Origin of the sequence: Pseudomonas marginalis, assembly GCF_024169655.1 — a bacterium.
Classification (GTDB): Bacteria; Pseudomonadota; Gammaproteobacteria; order Pseudomonadales; family Pseudomonadaceae; genus Aquipseudomonas; species Aquipseudomonas paraveronii.
In genome coordinates this window covers 610956-626881 of record NZ_JALJWV010000001.1, presented here as the reverse complement: position 1 = coordinate 626881, position 15926 = coordinate 610956, and the positions used below count along the sequence as shown (strand labels likewise).

General features: G+C 62.4%; 17 protein-coding genes. 11 read left to right on the top strand and 6 right to left on the bottom strand.

Annotated elements, in window-relative coordinates; all coding sequences use genetic code 11:
• Nucleotides 1–22 precede the first annotated feature (22 nt).
• The 4 genes from J2Y83_RS02655 to J2Y83_RS02640 all read left to right on the top strand — a co-directional run bounded on the left by J2Y83_RS02655 (nucleotide 23) and on the right by J2Y83_RS02640 (nucleotide 3550).
• A complete protein-coding gene (locus J2Y83_RS02655; protein ID WP_253393229.1) occupies nucleotides 23–682 on the top strand; it encodes a TetR/AcrR family transcriptional regulator in 660 nt (219 codons plus the stop codon).
• 12 nt (nucleotides 683–694) lie between these two features.
• Complete coding sequence (locus tag J2Y83_RS02650; protein WP_253393228.1) at nucleotides 695–1276, top strand: IMPACT family protein; 582 nt, start codon at nucleotides 695–697, stop codon at nucleotides 1274–1276.
• Nucleotides 1277–1332: 56 nt separating this feature from the next.
• On the top strand, nucleotides 1333–2019 hold the full coding sequence (locus tag J2Y83_RS02645) for an SDR family oxidoreductase (RefSeq protein ID WP_247402083.1): 687 nt from the start codon (nucleotides 1333–1335) through the stop codon (nucleotides 2017–2019).
• Nucleotides 2020–2191: 172 nt separating this feature from the next.
• The gene (locus tag J2Y83_RS02640) at nucleotides 2192–3550 is read left to right on the top strand and encodes an 8-oxoguanine deaminase (protein WP_253393227.1); all 1359 of its coding nucleotides are present in this window, start codon (nucleotides 2192–2194) and stop codon (nucleotides 3548–3550) included.
• A gap of 89 nt (nucleotides 3551–3639) precedes the next feature.
• Here J2Y83_RS02640 and J2Y83_RS02635 read toward each other — a convergent pair whose 3' ends face one another.
• Nucleotides 3640–4728 (bottom strand): calcium:proton antiporter, encoded by a 1089-nt coding sequence (locus J2Y83_RS02635; protein WP_253393226.1) that lies wholly within the window; start codon nucleotides 4726–4728, stop codon nucleotides 3640–3642.
• Nucleotides 4729–4920: 192 nt separating this feature from the next.
• Here J2Y83_RS02635 and J2Y83_RS02630 point away from each other — a divergent pair, with 192 nt between their 5' ends.
• Nucleotides 4921–5874: an adenosine deaminase gene (locus J2Y83_RS02630; RefSeq protein ID WP_253393225.1), complete on the top strand. Its 954-nt coding sequence runs from the start codon at nucleotides 4921–4923 to the stop codon at nucleotides 5872–5874.
• Between the two features lie 64 nt (nucleotides 5875–5938).
• Here J2Y83_RS02630 and J2Y83_RS02625 read toward each other — a convergent pair whose 3' ends face one another.
• The 3 genes from J2Y83_RS02625 to J2Y83_RS02615 form a co-directional block, all read right to left on the bottom strand.
• The gene (locus J2Y83_RS02625; RefSeq protein WP_253393224.1) at nucleotides 5939–7309 is read right to left on the bottom strand and encodes an MFS transporter; all 1371 of its coding nucleotides are present in this window, start codon (nucleotides 7307–7309) and stop codon (nucleotides 5939–5941) included.
• A gap of 106 nt (nucleotides 7310–7415) precedes the next feature.
• The gene (locus J2Y83_RS02620; protein ID WP_253393223.1) at nucleotides 7416–8111 is read right to left on the bottom strand and encodes an ArsR/SmtB family transcription factor; all 696 of its coding nucleotides are present in this window, start codon (nucleotides 8109–8111) and stop codon (nucleotides 7416–7418) included.
• Between the two features lie 137 nt (nucleotides 8112–8248).
• Entirely contained in the window at nucleotides 8249–9175 is a 927-nt protein-coding gene (locus J2Y83_RS02615) for a LysR family transcriptional regulator (protein WP_247402553.1), read from the bottom strand.
• Nucleotides 9176–9293: 118 nt separating this feature from the next.
• Between J2Y83_RS02615 and J2Y83_RS02610 the strand changes: the two genes are divergently transcribed.
• From J2Y83_RS02610 to J2Y83_RS02600, 3 genes are all read left to right on the top strand, one after another.
• Nucleotides 9294–9587 (top strand): putative quinol monooxygenase, encoded by a 294-nt coding sequence (locus J2Y83_RS02610; RefSeq protein ID WP_253393222.1) that lies wholly within the window; start codon nucleotides 9294–9296, stop codon nucleotides 9585–9587.
• Nucleotides 9588–9612: 25 nt separating this feature from the next.
• The gene (locus J2Y83_RS02605) at nucleotides 9613–10626 is read left to right on the top strand and encodes a zinc-binding alcohol dehydrogenase family protein (protein WP_253393221.1); all 1014 of its coding nucleotides are present in this window, start codon (nucleotides 9613–9615) and stop codon (nucleotides 10624–10626) included.
• 145 nt (nucleotides 10627–10771) lie between these two features.
• Complete coding sequence (locus J2Y83_RS02600; protein ID WP_253393220.1) at nucleotides 10772–10954, top strand: hypothetical protein; 183 nt, start codon at nucleotides 10772–10774, stop codon at nucleotides 10952–10954.
• 11 nt (nucleotides 10955–10965) lie between these two features.
• Here the strand turns inward: J2Y83_RS02600 and J2Y83_RS02595 are convergent, their stop codons facing one another.
• Entirely contained in the window at nucleotides 10966–12159 is a 1194-nt protein-coding gene (locus J2Y83_RS02595; RefSeq protein WP_253393219.1) for a multidrug effflux MFS transporter, read from the bottom strand.
• A gap of 83 nt (nucleotides 12160–12242) precedes the next feature.
• Nucleotides 12243–12434 (bottom strand): heavy-metal-associated domain-containing protein, encoded by a 192-nt coding sequence (locus tag J2Y83_RS02590; protein WP_253393218.1) that lies wholly within the window; start codon nucleotides 12432–12434, stop codon nucleotides 12243–12245.
• Nucleotides 12435–12581: 147 nt separating this feature from the next.
• On the opposite strand from J2Y83_RS02590, the gene J2Y83_RS02585 reads away from it, so the two are divergent.
• The 3 genes from J2Y83_RS02585 to cueR all read left to right on the top strand — a co-directional run bounded on the left by J2Y83_RS02585 (nucleotide 12582) and on the right by cueR (nucleotide 15634).
• Entirely contained in the window at nucleotides 12582–12962 is a 381-nt protein-coding gene (locus J2Y83_RS02585; RefSeq protein ID WP_253393217.1) for a hypothetical protein, read from the top strand.
• Between the two features lie 66 nt (nucleotides 12963–13028).
• Nucleotides 13029–15230 carry a heavy metal translocating P-type ATPase gene (locus tag J2Y83_RS02580; RefSeq protein ID WP_253393216.1) on the top strand — a complete coding sequence of 734 codons (2202 nt, stop codon included), beginning with the start codon at nucleotides 13029–13031 and terminating at the stop codon, nucleotides 15228–15230.
• A 2-nt stretch (nucleotides 15231–15232) separates the two neighbouring features.
• Nucleotides 15233–15634, top strand: coding sequence for a Cu(I)-responsive transcriptional regulator (gene cueR / locus J2Y83_RS02575; protein WP_253400332.1), 402 nt, complete (start codon nucleotides 15233–15235; stop codon nucleotides 15632–15634).
• Nucleotides 15635–15926 lie beyond the last annotated feature (292 nt).

The following is a 15926-nucleotide window of genomic DNA, read 5'->3' as shown; positions in this document are numbered from 1 at the left end:
ATCGATCAGCACGGAAACCTCCATGAGCCTCGAAGTTCCTGCCCACAGCACCCACGCCGGGAAGCCCGCCAGCCGTATTCGGCAAAAGAACGAGCAAGCGATTCTTCAAGCGGCTGAAGACGAGTTCGCACGTCACGGCTACAAGGGCACCAGCATGAACACCATTGCTGCCAGCGCCGGGCTGCCCAAGGCCAACCTGCATTACTACTTCACCAACAAGCTGGGCCTGTACATCGCGGTGCTCAGCAATATCCTCGAACTGTGGGACAGCACCTTCAACGCGCTGACCGCCGAGGACGACCCGGCCGTGGCCCTCACCCGCTACATCCGCACCAAAATGGAATTTTCCCGACGACAGCCCCAGGCCTCGCGGATCTTCGCCATGGAGATCATCAGCGGCGGCGAATGCCTCACCGAATACTTCGGGCAGGACTACCGCGCCTGGTTCAGTGGCCGGGCGGCGGTGTTCCAGGCCTGGATCGACGCCGGCAAGATGGACCCCGTCGACCCCGTCCACCTGATCTTCCTGCTGTGGGGCAGCACCCAGCACTATGCCGACTTCGCCACCCAGATCTGCCGCGTCACCGGGCGCACCAAGCTGACCAAGCAAGATATGGAAGACGCCGGCACCAACCTGATCCACATCATTCTCAAAGGCTGTGGCATCAAGCCTGCCCTCTAGACGACGCCTCTTATGCCTTTCACCCTCATCGGCTTTTGCGAGTTTCGCGAAGAAATACGCAAAAGCCGCTTTATCACCCTCGCCGCACCGATCACCAGTGCGCAAGAAGCCCAGGCGTTCATCGAGCAGCACAGTGACCTGAACGCCACGCACAACTGCTGGGCCTGGAAGCTCGCCGACCAGTACCGCAGCAACGACGACGGCGAACCTGGCGGCACCGCCGGGCGACCGATCCTCGCCGCCATCGAGGCCCAGGGCTTCGATCAGGTGGTGGTGCTGGTGATTCGCTGGTACGGCGGCATCCAACTGGGCACGGGCGGGCTGGCGCGGGCGTATGGCGGCGGCGCGAATAAATGCCTGCAAACCGCCGAGCGCATTGAGCTGATCAGCCGCGTGCCGTTGAGCTGTGCCTGCGGGTTTTCCGAGCTGAACCTGGTCAAGTTGCGCGTCGCCGAACTCGGCGGGCTGGTGGTGGAGGAACACTTCACCGCCAACGGCGTGGAGCTGCAACTGGCCCTGGGCGAAGCACACATCGACACCCTGCAAAACCAACTTGCCGACCTGAGCCGGGGGCGTATCCTGCTGCAACGTTGAAACTGCTACTGTTGTTCGCTGAACTCCCTGAACCGCGACGCTAAAGGAAGCTCTTCATGTCTACGCCAAAAACCGCACTGATCATCGGCGCCTCACGCGGGCTGGGCCTTGGCCTGGTCAAGCAATTGCTCAAGGACGGCTGGGACGTGACCGCCACCGTGCGTGACCCGAACAAGGCCGACGCCCTGAAAGCCGTGGGCCCGGTACAGATCGAGAAACTCGACATGGACGATCAGCAAGCCGTGATCGCCCTCAGCCAGCGCCTCAAAGACCGCACGCTCGACCTGCTGTTCGTCAACGCCGGCGTCAAGGGCCCGGCGAACCAGGAACCAGGCCACGCCACTCTGGCAGAGGTCGGCCAGTTGTTCTTCACCAACGCCGTAGCGCCGATCAACCTGGCCCAGCGCTTTGTCGGGCAGATCCGCAAGGACTCCGGCGTGCTGGCGTTCATGAGTTCAGTCCTGGGTAGCGTGACCATCCCCGACGGCTCCGACCTGGCGCTCTATAAGGCGAGCAAAGCGGCCCTCAACTCGATGACCAACAGCTTTATCACCCAGCTCGGCGAGCAAAAAATGACCGTGCTGTCGCTGCATCCAGGTTGGGTCAAGACCGACATGGGCGGCGAAAACGCGCTCATCGATGTCGAGACCAGCGTGCGCGGCCTGCTCGATCAGGTGAATGCCTACACCGGCAAAGGCGGCCACCACTTTGTGGACTACCGGGGCCATACCATTCCCTGGTAAGCCGCCATCAAAGGTGGGAACACGCTTCTCGAGAGCAGCGCGTTCCTACCGGTAGACCGGATCTGGAACTACACGTAATCTAGCCACCTCGCCCTCACCGGCGACCCTGGATCAGCAGACAGGGCAACACTGAGCTGGCAAACCTGAACCCATCATTCAGAGGAGCCGGCCCATGCCTGCGACCCGTATCTGGTTAAAAAACCCCCTCGCGATTTTCACTGCCAATGGCCTCGATGCCCGTGGTGGCCTGGTGCTGCAAGACGGTGTGATCAGCGAACTGCTGGGCATCGGGCAAGCGCCTGCACTGCCCTGTACACAGGTGTTCGACGCCCGCGAACATGTGGTCCTGCCGGGCCTGATCAACACCCATCATCACTTCTACCAGACCCTGACTCGCGCCTGGGCGCCGGTGGTCAATCAACCGTTGTTCCCCTGGTTGAAAACCCTGTACCCGGTGTGGGCGCGGCTGACCCCGGAAAAACTCGCCCTGGCCAGCAAAGTCGCGCTGGCGGAATTGCTGCTCTCGGGCTGCACCACGGCGGCAGACCACCACTACCTGTTCCCGGACGGCCTGGAACATGCCATCGACGTGCAAGTCGACGCGGTGCGCGAACTGGGCATGCGCGCCATGCTCACTCGCGGGTCCATGAGCCTGGGCGAAGCCGACGGCGGCTTGCCGCCGCAACAAACCGTGCAACAGGGCGCGGTGATTCTGGACGATAGCCAACGCCTGATCCGCCAGTACCACGAACGCGGCGACGGCGCGCAAATCCAGATCGCCCTGGCGCCCTGCTCGCCGTTTTCCGTCACCCCGCAAATCATGCAAGCCAGCGCCGAACTGGCCGAGAGCCTCGACGTTCGCCTACACACGCACCTGGCGGAAACCCTCGACGAGGAAGACTTCTGCCTACAACGCTTTGGCCTGCGCACAGTGGACTACCTCGACAGCGTCGGCTGGCTCGGCCCGCGCACCTGGCTGGCCCATGGCATTCACTTCAACCCGGATGAAATCGCCCGCCTGGGCGCCGCCGGCACCGGCATCTGCCATTGCCCAAGCTCGAACATGCGCCTGGCCTCCGGCATCTGCCCGACCCTGGACCTGCTCGCCGCCGGGGCCCCGATCGGCCTGGGCGTGGACGGCTCGGCGTCCAACGATGCGTCGAACATGATCCTCGAAGCCCGTCAGGCCCTGTACATCCAGCGCCTGCGTTATGGCGCGGAAAAAATCACCCCGCAAGGCGTGCTGGGCTGGGCGACCAAAGGTTCGGCGCAGTTGCTTGGCCGTTCGGATATCGGTGAGTTAGCCGTAGGAAAGCAGGCCGATCTGGCGCTGTTCAAACTGGACGAACTGCGCTTCTCCGGCAGTCACGATCCGATTTCGGCGCTGCTGTTGTGCGGCGCCGACCGGGCCGACCGGGTGATGATCGGCGGGAAGTGGCGGGTGATCGACGGCCAGGTCGAGGGCCTCGACCTCAAAGGCTTGATTGCCGATCACAGCCAGGCCGCCCGTAACCTGATCAATCCCTTGTAGGAGCGAGCTCGCTCGCGAAAAACGTCAACAATAACGCGGGCGTTCTGGTTCACACGGCGCTCTCAGATTATTCGCGAGCAAGCTCACGCCTACACCCCCAACAGCGACAACATGATAAAGGTCGCAAACAGCACAAAGTGGGTCATCCCTTCGATGGCGTTGGTTTCGCCATCGTTGAGGTTGATCGCACTGACGATCAGCGTGATCAACACCATCACGCTTTGCACCGGGCTCATTGCCATCTGGAACGGCTGGCCGGTGTAGAGCGCCATCGCTTCCATCACCGGTACGGTCAGGATCACCGTCGACAACGATGCGCCCAGTGCGATATTCACCACCGACTGCATGCGGTTGGCCAGGGCGGCGCGCAAAGCGGTCAGAATCTCCGGCGCCGCCGAGATGGCCGCGACCACAATCGCCGTCACCACCGGCGGTGCGCCCGTGCCTTCCAGGCCCAGGTCGAGGGTCTTGGACATCACCTCCGCCAGCGCCCCAATCACAATCACCCCGAACACCAGCGTACCGATGGAAAGTGCCAGGTTCACCGGCGGCGCCTGTTCTTCCGGCAACGTCTTGCGACGTTTATCCGGGTAGCTGTAGCTGAAGAAATAACTGTGCGGGCCCACCTGCATGCGTAGGAACAGGGTGTAGAGCACCACCATCGCGCCGATGGTGAAGGCCGAGTAAATCTTCCAGTCCGCTTCGGGGATGAATTCCGGCACCACCATCGACACGCCCATGGCGGTGAGGATCATTACGCTGTAGGTCCGCGCCGAATCATCATTGTAGGACTGTTCACCATGCTTGATGCCGCCCATCAGCGCGGCCAGGCCGAGGATGCCGTTGATATCGAGCATGACCGCCGAGTAGATGGTGTCGCGCACCAGCGTCGGTGACGGTTCGTGACTCATCATGATCGCCAGGATCACCACTTCCACCAGCACGGCGGCCAGGGTCAGGATCATGGTGCCGTAGGGGTCGCCAACCTTTTCCGCGAGTTGCTCGGCATGGTGGGCGACGCGCATCGAGGCGACCACGATAAAGCCGATCAGCGCCATGCCGGCCAGCAGCGCGACCATTTGCCCGTTATGGAGCATCCAGTGCTCCAGCGGGTATGCGGCGATGGCGGCAATCAGCGCCAGCAGCATGAATTTTTCTTGCTTGAGGAGTGTGAGCATTGCGGGCCTTTTGTGCGGCAAATCAGTCGTGGATGGGGTACAGACTGCACCACACCGCTAACGTTTCGTTACATTTTAGTTCGCGGCGCCCTTGCGCGAATAGAACCAATACTCTCCTCATGGTCAGGTTTTGCCGATTATTTCAGTCATCGCCTGTAGAATGCCGCCATTGCACCTGATGAGATTTTAGACATGTACGATTGGCTCAACGCCCTGCCCAAGGCTGAACTGCACCTGCACCTGGAAGGCTCGCTGGAGCCTGAGCTGCTGTTCGCCCTGGCCGAGCGCAACAAAATTGCGCTGCCCTGGAACGACGTCGACACCCTGCGCAAGGCCTACGCCTTCAACAACCTGCAAGAGTTTCTCGACCTGTATTACCAGGGCGCCGATGTGCTGCGCACCTCCCAGGACTTCTACGACCTGACCTGGGCCTACCTGCTGCGTTGCAAAGCGCAGAACGTGATCCACACCGAGCCTTTCTTCGACCCGCAAACCCACACCGACCGTGGCGTGCCGTTCGAAGTGGTGCTCAACGGCATCGCCGCCGCGCTCAAAGATGGCGAGCAGCAACTGGGCATCACCAGCGGTTTGATCCTCAGCTTCCTGCGCCACTTGAGCGAAGCCGAAGCCGAGAAAACCCTCGACCAGGCGCTGCCGTTCCGTGACGCGTTTGTGGCCGTGGGCCTGGACAGTTCGGAAATGGGCCACCCGCCGAGCAAGTTCCAGCGCGTGTTCGACCGTGCCCGCCACGAAGGCTTCCTCACCGTGGCCCACGCCGGCGAAGAAGGCCCGCCCGAGTACATCTGGGAAGCCATCGACCTGTTGAAAATCCAGCGTATCGACCATGGCGTGCGCGCCATCGAAGACGAGCGCCTGATGCAACGGATCATCGACGAACAGATCCCGCTGACCGTGTGCCCGCTGTCCAACACCAAGTTGCGCGTGTTCGACGACATGGCCCAGCACAACATCCTCGACATGCTCAAGCGTGGGGTAAAGGTGACAGTGAACTCGGACGATCCGGCGTACTTCGGCGGTTATGTCACCGAGAACTTCTATGCGCTGTACACCGCCCTGGGCATGACCCAGGACCAGGCCAAACGCCTGGCGCAAAACAGCCTGGATGCGCGGCTGGTGAAGCCATAACCGAATAAACACCGACCAACCATGTGGGAGCAGGCCCGCTCCCACATGTGTTGTGTATTACCGGTTAAATTTCGCTCAACTCTTCCAGCGTCTTCCCCTTCGTCTCCATCCCAAACACCCACACCACCAACGCCGCCACAGCAAAACACAGCGCGCCGAGGGCAAACACCCCACCCTGCCCGGTGATCGGGAACACCAGCCCGGTCACCAGCGGCCCGAGCAACGACCCGACCCGCCCGATCGCCGATGCAAACCCGGACCCCGTCGCCCGCGCCGAGGTGGGGTACAACTCCGGCGTGTAGGTGTACAGCACCGCCCACATGCCAAACAGAAAGAACTGCATCAACAGCCCCGACGTGATCAGCAGGCCAACATTGCCGCCGAACACTGCGCTTTGCCCATACAGAAACGCCATCACCCCACCACCGAGCAACGTCACGACGCACACCGGCTTGCGCCCCCAACGCTCCACCAGCCAGGCCGCCATCAGGAAGCCGGGAATCCCGCCCAGGGAAATGATCACCGTGTAATACACCGACTGGGTCACCGCAAACCCCGACTGCTGCAACAACGCACTCAACCACGATGTCAGCCCGTAGAACCCGAGCAAGGCGAAGAACCACACACTCCAGATCATCATCGTGCGCTGGCGATACTGCGCCGACCATAACTGCTGGAACGCCGAGAAGAAGTTCCCCGGCACACTCTCCACCCGTGGCAGGCGAATGGGCTCCGGCAAGTCGGCGCGGCCCAGGGAGTCCCGCACTTTCTGCTCGATCCCCAGCAACACCCTATCTGCTGCCGCATGTCGCCCGGCCTGCTCCAGCCAGCGCGGCGACTCCGGGATAAAAAACCGGATCGCCAACACAAACACCGCCGGCACCGCCAGCACCAGGAAGATGTCGCGCCAGCCAATCACCGGCAGCAAAAAGTACGACAGCCCCCCCGCGGCCACAAAACCCAACGGCCAGAAACCATCCATCAACGCGATATAGCGCCCGCGCTTCTTGGCCGGAATCAGCTCCGAGAGCATCGACTGCGCGATGGGAAACTCCATGCCCATGCCAATCCCGAGCAGGATGCGAAACAGCGTCAGCGTCTCCACCGTCTGCGCCGTGGAACATAAGTAGCTGGCGATCCCCCACAACACGATGCTCCACTGGAACACCGGCTTGCGCCCGAAGCGATCCGCGAGCATCCCGGACAACGACGCGCCCACCACCATGCCGAAAAAACTCGAACTGGCCAGCAAGCCCGCCTGGGCAGTGCTCAGGCCGAACTCGGTTTTGATCGAGCCGAGCAGGAAGGTCATCATTGCCAGATCCATGGAGTCGAAGAAAAACGCCAGGGCGATGATGATAAAAATGACTCGGTGGTAACCGCTGATGGGTAACCGTTCCAGCCGTTCTGCTGCGCTATAGCCGTGCGTACCCATGCCCCATCCCCCGTGTGAAAAATCCCTATTGGGAGTGTGGGGCATCGTTTTTCCGGGTTATTGCTGGGGGCGACCTGATCGCAACTCTGAACGACGCCATCCGGCATCAGAGCGCGTCGGGCCCGGCCAACCGCGTGATTTCCGCGAGCCCGACGTCACTGACCAGCAAGGCGCGGGACTCGTTGATCGCACTGATCCAGTTCGACTGCAAAAACAGTTGCAACAGCCCGGCCCCCAGCGCGCCGCCCAGATGCGGTTGTTGCTGGCTCCAATCGAAACAGTCGCACACCAGCGGTAACGCCAGCGCCTGGGTAAAGATGCCCAGGCCGGCCAGGTGCTGCGCGCCTTTGACCGTGACTTGGGTGCGGTGCTCGCAGCGCTCGATCCAACCAGCCGCGATCATCCGCTGATACAGCTGCGCCGCCAGCTCGCCACCCAGGTGGCCATGGCATAACCGCGCATGACGCAGCAGCGCCGGGGCCGCTAGCGTCATCGGTGAAGCCTGCGGTGTGCTGCGCGCGGCACTGGCCATGGTGGTGCTGGCCAACGCATCGATCGCGGTGCTGACATCAGCCGCCGCCACACGAAACAGGCGCTTGCCGCGACGGGCCTCGACGCGCAGCAAACCACCCCCGGTAAGCCGCGCCAGATGCGCATTCGCCGAGGCCGGCGACAGCCCGACGAGCGTCGCCAGTTCGTGCGAAGACTTGGCCGAGCCGTCCATCAAGGCCCAGAGCATAGCGGTGCGTTTTGGCTCGGCGAGCAAGCTGGCAATCTGACTGATGCAAGGTGCCTGTTCCATCGGTTCACTCCTTGTTAGATCATTTGTCTGCTGTGGTTGGCGCCAAAGTATAGGTGCGCGAGCAGCCAGTTCCCCGGCGTCTGACAGCGCGGATAGGGACAGGATCTGAGTGAAATTTCCTGCTTTCGTGGAGGCTATTACCCACTGGTGAATTGTTCCGACCATTGCGCGGTCAATGTCGCACAGCGGGACACGAGCATTTCCCGCAGCAGATTGATGGGCTTACTCAACTGCGCACGATGGGCGCATAACAGGTTGAGCGGCGTACGCTCGCCGCGCAGCTCAGGCAGAATCACGCGTAAGCGCCCGGCGAGGACATCGCTGCTCACATCCAACCAGGACTTGTAGGCGATTCCCACGCCTGCCACCGCCCATCGACGTACAACGTCAGCATCGTCACTGAAGCGGTCGCCGCCGACAGTCAGGCTGACTTCGCGTTTGCCGTCATGAAACGTCCAGTGGTCATGCACGCGACTGCCGAGCATATACAGCAGGCAATTGTGCTGCGCGAGTTGCTCCAGATGCCGCGGTTCGCCGTGGCGTGCGAGATAGCTGGGCGCCGCGCACAGCACGCGCACGTTATCCGGCGCGACAGGCAGCGCGACCAGGCTGGAATCTTCCGGTTCGCCATAGCGCAGGGCGATATCCACCGGCTGGCGGAACAGGTCGGCAATGCGGTCACCCAGCAACAGGCGCACGGTCAGTTGCGGGTATTCACGCTGGAACTCGTCAAGCCAGGGCAACAGCTGGTTGCGGCCAAAATCCGAGGGCGCCGACAGTTGCAACACGCCGCTGACACGGTCCTGGGCACTGGCCAATAAGCGTCGCCCCTCATCCAGAGAACTTAGCGCAGCGCGGGCATATTCGAGAAAGCCTTCACCTTCAGCGGTGAGGCGCAGGCTGCGGGTAGAGCGCGCCAGCAAGCGCGTGCCGAGTTGCTGTTCGATGCGCTTCAACGCCGCGCTGGCCACCGCCGGCGACAGGTCCATGACCCGCGCTGCGGCCGACAAACTACCCAGGTCCGCCGCGCGTACGAACAACTGCAAATCATCAAAGCGCAGCATCCAATCCCACCCATTATCAATATATTGTTGAAACAGCCTGCTGTTTTAGCCGCTTTTATCTGCACGGGAAATAGCCAATCATCTGCCCATCCCATATATCCCGCCTCAGGAGTTGAATATGTCCTCTGCCTTTAACGTCATCGCCACGCTGGTCGCCAAACCTGGCCAACAAGACATCCTCGAGCCCCTGCTGCGCGGCCTGCTGGAACCGACCCGCCAGGAAGCCGGTTGCGAGCAGTACGACCTGCACCAGGACCTGCAACATCCCGAGACGTTCTACATGCTCGAACGCTGGCGCGACGACGCCGCCCTGGCCGACCACGACCAGAGCGCACACATCCAGAGTTTCCGCACCAAGGCCGCCGACGTGCTCGCGCACTTCGAACTCAAGCGCCTGAAGTTTCTTGCCTGATCACCGCCCTTTTTCCGGAGCCCCCATGAAAGCCATTGCCTACTACGCCTCACTGCCGATCAACGATCCGAAATCCCTGCAAGACATCGAGTTGCCGGAACCGATCGCCGGCCCGCGCGACCTGCTGGTGGAAGTCAAAGCCATCTCGGTCAACCCGGTGGACACCAAGGTCCGTCAGAACGTCGCCCCGGAAAACGGCGCCGCCAAGGTGCTCGGCTGGGACGTGGCCGGTGTGGTCAAGGCCGTCGGCAGTGAAGTGACGCTGTTCAAGGCCGGTGACAAGGTGTTCTACGCCGGCTCCCTGGTACGTCCCGGCGGCAATAGCGAACGGCACACCGTGGACGAGCGCATCGTCGGCCATATGCCCAAGAGCCTGGGTTTTGCCGAAGCGGCCGCCTTGCCGCTGACCGCCATCACCGCCTGGGAACTGTTGTTCGAACGCCTGCAAGTGCGCGAGGGTCAAGCGGATGAAGGCCAGAGCCTGCTGATCGTCGGCGCCGCCGGCGGCGTGGGTTCGATCCTGACCCAACTGGCCAGCCGGCTCACCGCATTGAAGGTCATCGGCACCGCATCGCGCCCGGAGACCCAGGCCTGGGCCAAGGCCCTTGGCGCCGACCTGGTGATCGACCATCGCCAGCCGCTGAGCGAAGCCCTGAAACACGCCGGTGTGGCCCACGTGACCCACGTCGCCAGCCTGACCCAGACCGACCAGCATTTGGATCAACTGGTCGAAGCCCTGCAGCCCCAGGGCAAGCTGGCGCTGATCGACGATCCCAAGGCCCTGGACGTGAGCAAACTCAAGCGCAAGAGCCTGTCGCTGCACTGGGAGTTCATGTACACCCGTTCGATGTTCGAGACGCCGGACATGATCGAGCAACACAACCTGCTCAATCGCGTGGCCGAACTGATCGATGCCGGCACCCTGAAAACCACGCTGGGCGAACACTTCGGGGTGATCAACGCCGAGAACCTGCGCCGCGCCCATAAGCTGCTGGAAAGCGGCAAGGCCAAGGGCAAGATCGTGCTGGAAGGGTTCTGAAAAAGGTCTGTCAGTGTCGTCCGTCATTCGTGTGAGTGATGGACGTGGCCACTAGTCAGAGAATTGACCTTTGTCATATTTGTGAGCGTATTCGGGTTTATATTGGCGGCCTTTGCCACGATTTTTTTACGTGAGGAAGTCAGCAATGAAGATCCTGATAAAAGCGTTAGCAAAATCCCCGGGCAACAAATGGCAGGTCCGTCTCGACGGCGACGCCATCACCTTCCGCAGTGAGGCCGAGGCCCGCGCCTTCGCCGAGACGCTGCAAGCGCGCATCCAGGCGCCCCACCGGTTCCCACTCGGCCAGCAACGCTCCGCCGCTGGCTGACCGACACTTTTTCAGACCTGCGCCTGTAGGGCTCGTGCCCGTTGCAGGCGCTGGGTCGACATCGCAATCGTCACCGCCAACAACCCGCACAAGCTGATGACCATGGCCATCGGCATCGCCGTGCCGTCGTGCAACACGCCCACCAACGAAGCCGCTCCCGCCGCCACGCCGAACTGAATGCAGCCGAGCATTGCCGAGGCGCTACCGGCCCGTGCGCCCTGCCCGCTCATGGCGCAAGCCGAGGTGTTGGGCAAAATGCAGCCCAGGCTGGCGATGCAGATAAACAGCGGCACCAGCAACGGCCACAACGCATCGGTGCGCAAGGCCGCAACGCCGAGCAGCGCCAACGCCGCCAGCATGTAGAGCCACACCGTGCGCGACAGCAAGAACGCCGGCCCGCGCTTGGCGAGCATGCGCGCATTGACTTGGGCCATGAGGATAAAGCCGGCGGCGTTGGAGCCGAATACCCAGCCGTAATGCTCGGCGGGCACGCCATAGAGTTTGATGAACACGAACGGCGAACCGGCGATGTAGGCAAACATCCCGGCAATCGAAATGCCCCCGGTCAGGGCGTAACCGAGGTAGACCCGGTCCGACAACAGGTCGATATAGCGGCGCAGCGACCCGGACAACGGTTGCCGTGGCTGATGGGCCGGAAAGGTTTCCGGCAGGCCGACCGCCACCGCGATCGCGGCCATCACGCTGAACACCGTCAGGGCCAGGAAGATCGACTGCCAGCCCCACACACCGACCATCAACCCGCCCGCCAATGGCGCGAGGATCGGCGCCAGGCCGGTCACCAGCATCAGTTGCGAATACACCTTGGCCGAGGTCACCACATCACACTTGTCACTGACCACCGCGCGGGAAATCACCATGCCCGCGCAACCGCCGAGGGCCTGCACGAAGCGTGCGCCGATCAGCCATTCCAGGGACGGCGCATAGGCGCAGGCGAAGGAGGCCAGCGTAAACAACGTGACCCCGCTGAGCAGCGGCACACGGCGACCAAAGCGATCCGCCAGCGGACCGTAGATCAATTGACCGATGGCCAGCCCGCCGAAATACACCGCTAGGGTCAGCTGGATATGTTTTTCATCGGTGGCAAACGCCGTGGCCATCGCCGGAAAGCCCGGCAGGTAAAAATCGATCGCCAGCGGCGCGAAGGCGCTCAAGGCGCCCAAAATCAGGAGTATGCGCAGGTTCATCAGGCACCCAAGTGTGTCGGCAGCCCGACAGTCTAGCCGCGCTTGGGTGCGTTGAACATTACGATAGCTCGCTAACTATTAAATCAGGCGACGATGTAGCCTTCTTCGCGGATCAAGCCGGCGATCACGTCGCGGCTCAACTGGCTCTGCACGCTGACTTGCTTTGCCGCCAGGTCCACTTTCACTTCGGCTGCCGGGTCCTGATTCTGCACCGCCTGGGTCACCGCCCGGACGCAATGGCCACAGGTCATTCCTTTAACATCGAATACTTGCATGACATGACTCCTTGAATGAGGGTGGACGCAGTCTCGACCTTGCCACGATGGCAAGGTCAAGCGGCAAAAATAGCCGCCGGGCTGGTATTCGGTGACGCAGTCGGCCAAGCTTCACCCATCTTTGATATGAACCACGGAGCACGCGCCATGCGCTGGTCGTTTTTTGCCCTTGTCGGCCTGATGAGTTTGTCTGCCGCTGCGCCCATGGCCAGCGCCGCCGAAGATTATGCGGTGTTGATCATTTCTCGCGAACGCCTGGAAGTACCGACCAACTGCGAGATCGGCCTGTACATCCAGGACCAGTTGGCCGGGCGCCTGTTCCAGGAACAGTCCACCTCGTTCAACCTGCCGGCCGGCAATGTGTCGCTGCGCCTGAAGCTGCTGCCGGGCCAAGCGCCGGGTTGCCTACCGGGCCTGCTGGCGCCAGCCGCGCAGAACATCACGCTGAAAGCCGGTGATGTGCGCAAATTGCGCATCGCCCAAGGCCCGGAAGGCATGTACCTCAAGCCTGCGACATTGGGATATTAAAGACGCTTGACCTTCCCCACAGGTCAAGGTTGATCCTAGGGGCAACTTCTTCAGGAGGACTGCCCCATGAATGGAACCACCACGTTTGACCTGCCCATCGGCGGCATGACCTGCGCCAGCTGCGCCGGGCGTGTCGAGCGCGCGCTGGGCAAGGTGCCGGGGGTGCAACGTGTCAGCGTGAACCTGGCCAACGAGCGCGCCCATATCGAGGTGCTCGGCCAGATGGACCCCGCCGTGTTGATCGCCGCCGTCGACAAGGCCGGCTACAGCGCGTCCCTGCCCCAAAGCGAAACCAAGACCGAGGCCGATCAAGCCGAGCGCCTGCACCACGAGCGCTGGGCGCTGCTGCTGGCGATTGTGCTCGCATTGCCGCTGGTGCTGCCGATGCTGGCACAGCCCTTCGGCCTGCACTGGATGCTGCCGGCCTGGGTACAGTTCGCCCTGGCCACGCCGGTGCAGTTCATCTTCGGTGCGCGCTTTTACATCGCCGCATGGAAAGCCGTGCGCGCCGGCGCCGGCAATATGGACCTGCTGGTCGCGATCGGCACCAGCGCCGGTTACGGCCTGAGCCTGTATGAATGGCTCACCGCGCCCGTCGGCAGCATGCCGCACCTGTATTTCGAAGCCTCGGCGGTGGTGATCGCGCTGGTGCTGCTCGGCAAATACCTGGAAAGCCGCGCCAAACGCCAGACCGCCAGCGCGATCCGGGCCCTGGAAGCCTTACGCCCGGAGCGCGCGATTCGGGTGGTTGACGGCCGCGAAGAAGACGTCGCCATCAGCGCGCTCAAACTCGGTGACCACGTGCTGGTCAAACCCGGCGAGCGCTTCCCGGTGGACGGCGAAGTGGTGGACGGCCAAAGCCATGCCGATGAAGCGCTGATCAGCGGCGAAAGCCTGCCGGTGCCGAAACAACCGGGCGACAAAGTCACCGGCGGCGCCATCAACGGCGAAGGGCGCTTGCTGGTGCGCACCGTGGCCCTCGGCGCGGAAAGCGTGCTGGCACGCATCATCCGCCTGGTGGAAGACGCCCAGGCGGCCAAGGCACCGATCCAGAAACTGGTGGACAAAGTCAGCCAGGTCTTCGTGCCGACGGTGCTCGTGCTGGCCTTGCTCACGCTGCTGGGCTGGTGGCTGTACGGCGCCTCGCTGGAGATCGCGATCATCAATGCGGTCGCCGTGCTGGTGATCGCCTGCCCCTGCGCCCTGGGCCTGGCCACACCGACCGCGATCATGGCCGGCACCGGCGTTGCCGCACGCCACGGCATTCTGATCAAGGATGCGGATGCGCTGGAGCGCGCCCACGCCGTCAGCGCGGTGGTCTTCGACAAAACCGGCACGCTCACCTCTGGCACGCCGAAGATCGCCCACTTAGCGGCAGTCGACGGCAACGAGCCGCTGCTGCTGCAACAGGCCGGCGCCTTGCAACGCGGCAGCGAACACCCACTGGCCAAGGCGGTGCTGGATGCCTGCCGCGAACAAGGGCTGAACGTCGCCGATGTGAGCGCCAGCCAGTCCCTGACCGGACGCGGCATTGCCGGCACCCTCGACGGTCGGCCACTGGCCCTGGGCAACCGCCGTCTGCTGGAAGACAACGGGCTGGACGCGGGCGCACTGAACGCTTCGGCCAAGGCTTGGGAAGCCGAGGGCCGCACCTTGTCCTGGCTGATCGAGCAAGGCGCGCAACCGCGTGTACTCGGGTTGTTCGCCTTCGGCGACACGCTCAAGCCCGGCGCGCTGGAAGCCGTGGCCCAACTCAAGGCGCGGCACATCAGCAGCCATTTGCTCACCGGCGATAATCGCGGCAGTGCGCGGGTCGTCGCCGAGGCGCTGGGCATCGACGATGTCCACGCCGAAGTGCTCCCGGCCGATAAAGCCGCCACCGTCGCCGAACTGAAAAAAACCGGCGTAGTGGCGATGGTCGGCGACGGCATCAACGACGCCCCGGCCCTGGCCGCTGCCGATATCGGCATCGCCATGGGCGGCGGCACCGACGTGGCCATGCACGCCGCCGGCATCACCCTGATGCGCGGTGATCCACGCCTGGTGCCGGCGGCGCTGGAGATCAGCCGCAAGACCTACGCGAAGATCCGCCAGAACCTGTTCTGGGCCTTTGTGTATAACTTGATCGGCATTCCCCTGGCGGCGTTCGGCCTGCTCAATCCGGTGTTGGCCGGCGCGGCGATGGCGCTGTCGAGCGTCAGCGTGGTGAGCAATGCGCTGTTGTTGAAAACCTGGAAACCCAAGGATCTGGAGGACCCACATCCATGAGCATGAACATCGGCCAGGCGGCGCGTTCAAGCGGTTTGAGCGCCAAGATGATCCGCTATTACGAATCCATCGGGCTGTTGAAAGCCGCCCACCGTACCGACAGCGGCTACCGCGTGTACGGCCCCGACGACTTGCACACCCTGGCGTTTATCAAGCGTTCGCGGGACCTGGGGTTTTCCCTGGAAGAGGTCGGCAAGTTGCTGACCTTGTGGCAGGACCGACAGCGGGCCAGCGCCGATGTGAAGGCCTTGGCGCGCCAGCATATTGAAGAGCTGAATCAGAAGATTCGCGAACTGGGGCAGTTGCGCGATACGTTGCAGGACCTGGTGGCACACTGCCACGGCGATCATCGGCCGGATTGTCCGATTCTCAAGGAATTGGCGTCGGGTGGTTGCTGCGCCTGAAGGCGTAAAGGGTGTACACAAAACCAATGTGGGAGGGGGCTTGCTCCCGATAGCGGTGGACCAGTCAATATAAGTATCGACTGACACGGCGCCATCGGGGGCAAGCCCCCTCCCACATTTAGATCTCCAATTGCCTGGAGATCACTTCCACACTTTTTAGATCTCCAATTGCCTGAAGATCACTTCTACACTTTTTAGATCTCCAATTGCCTGAAGATCACTTCTACACTTTTTAGATCTCCAATTGCCTGAAGATCACTTCCACACTTTTTAGATCTCCAATTGTTTGAAG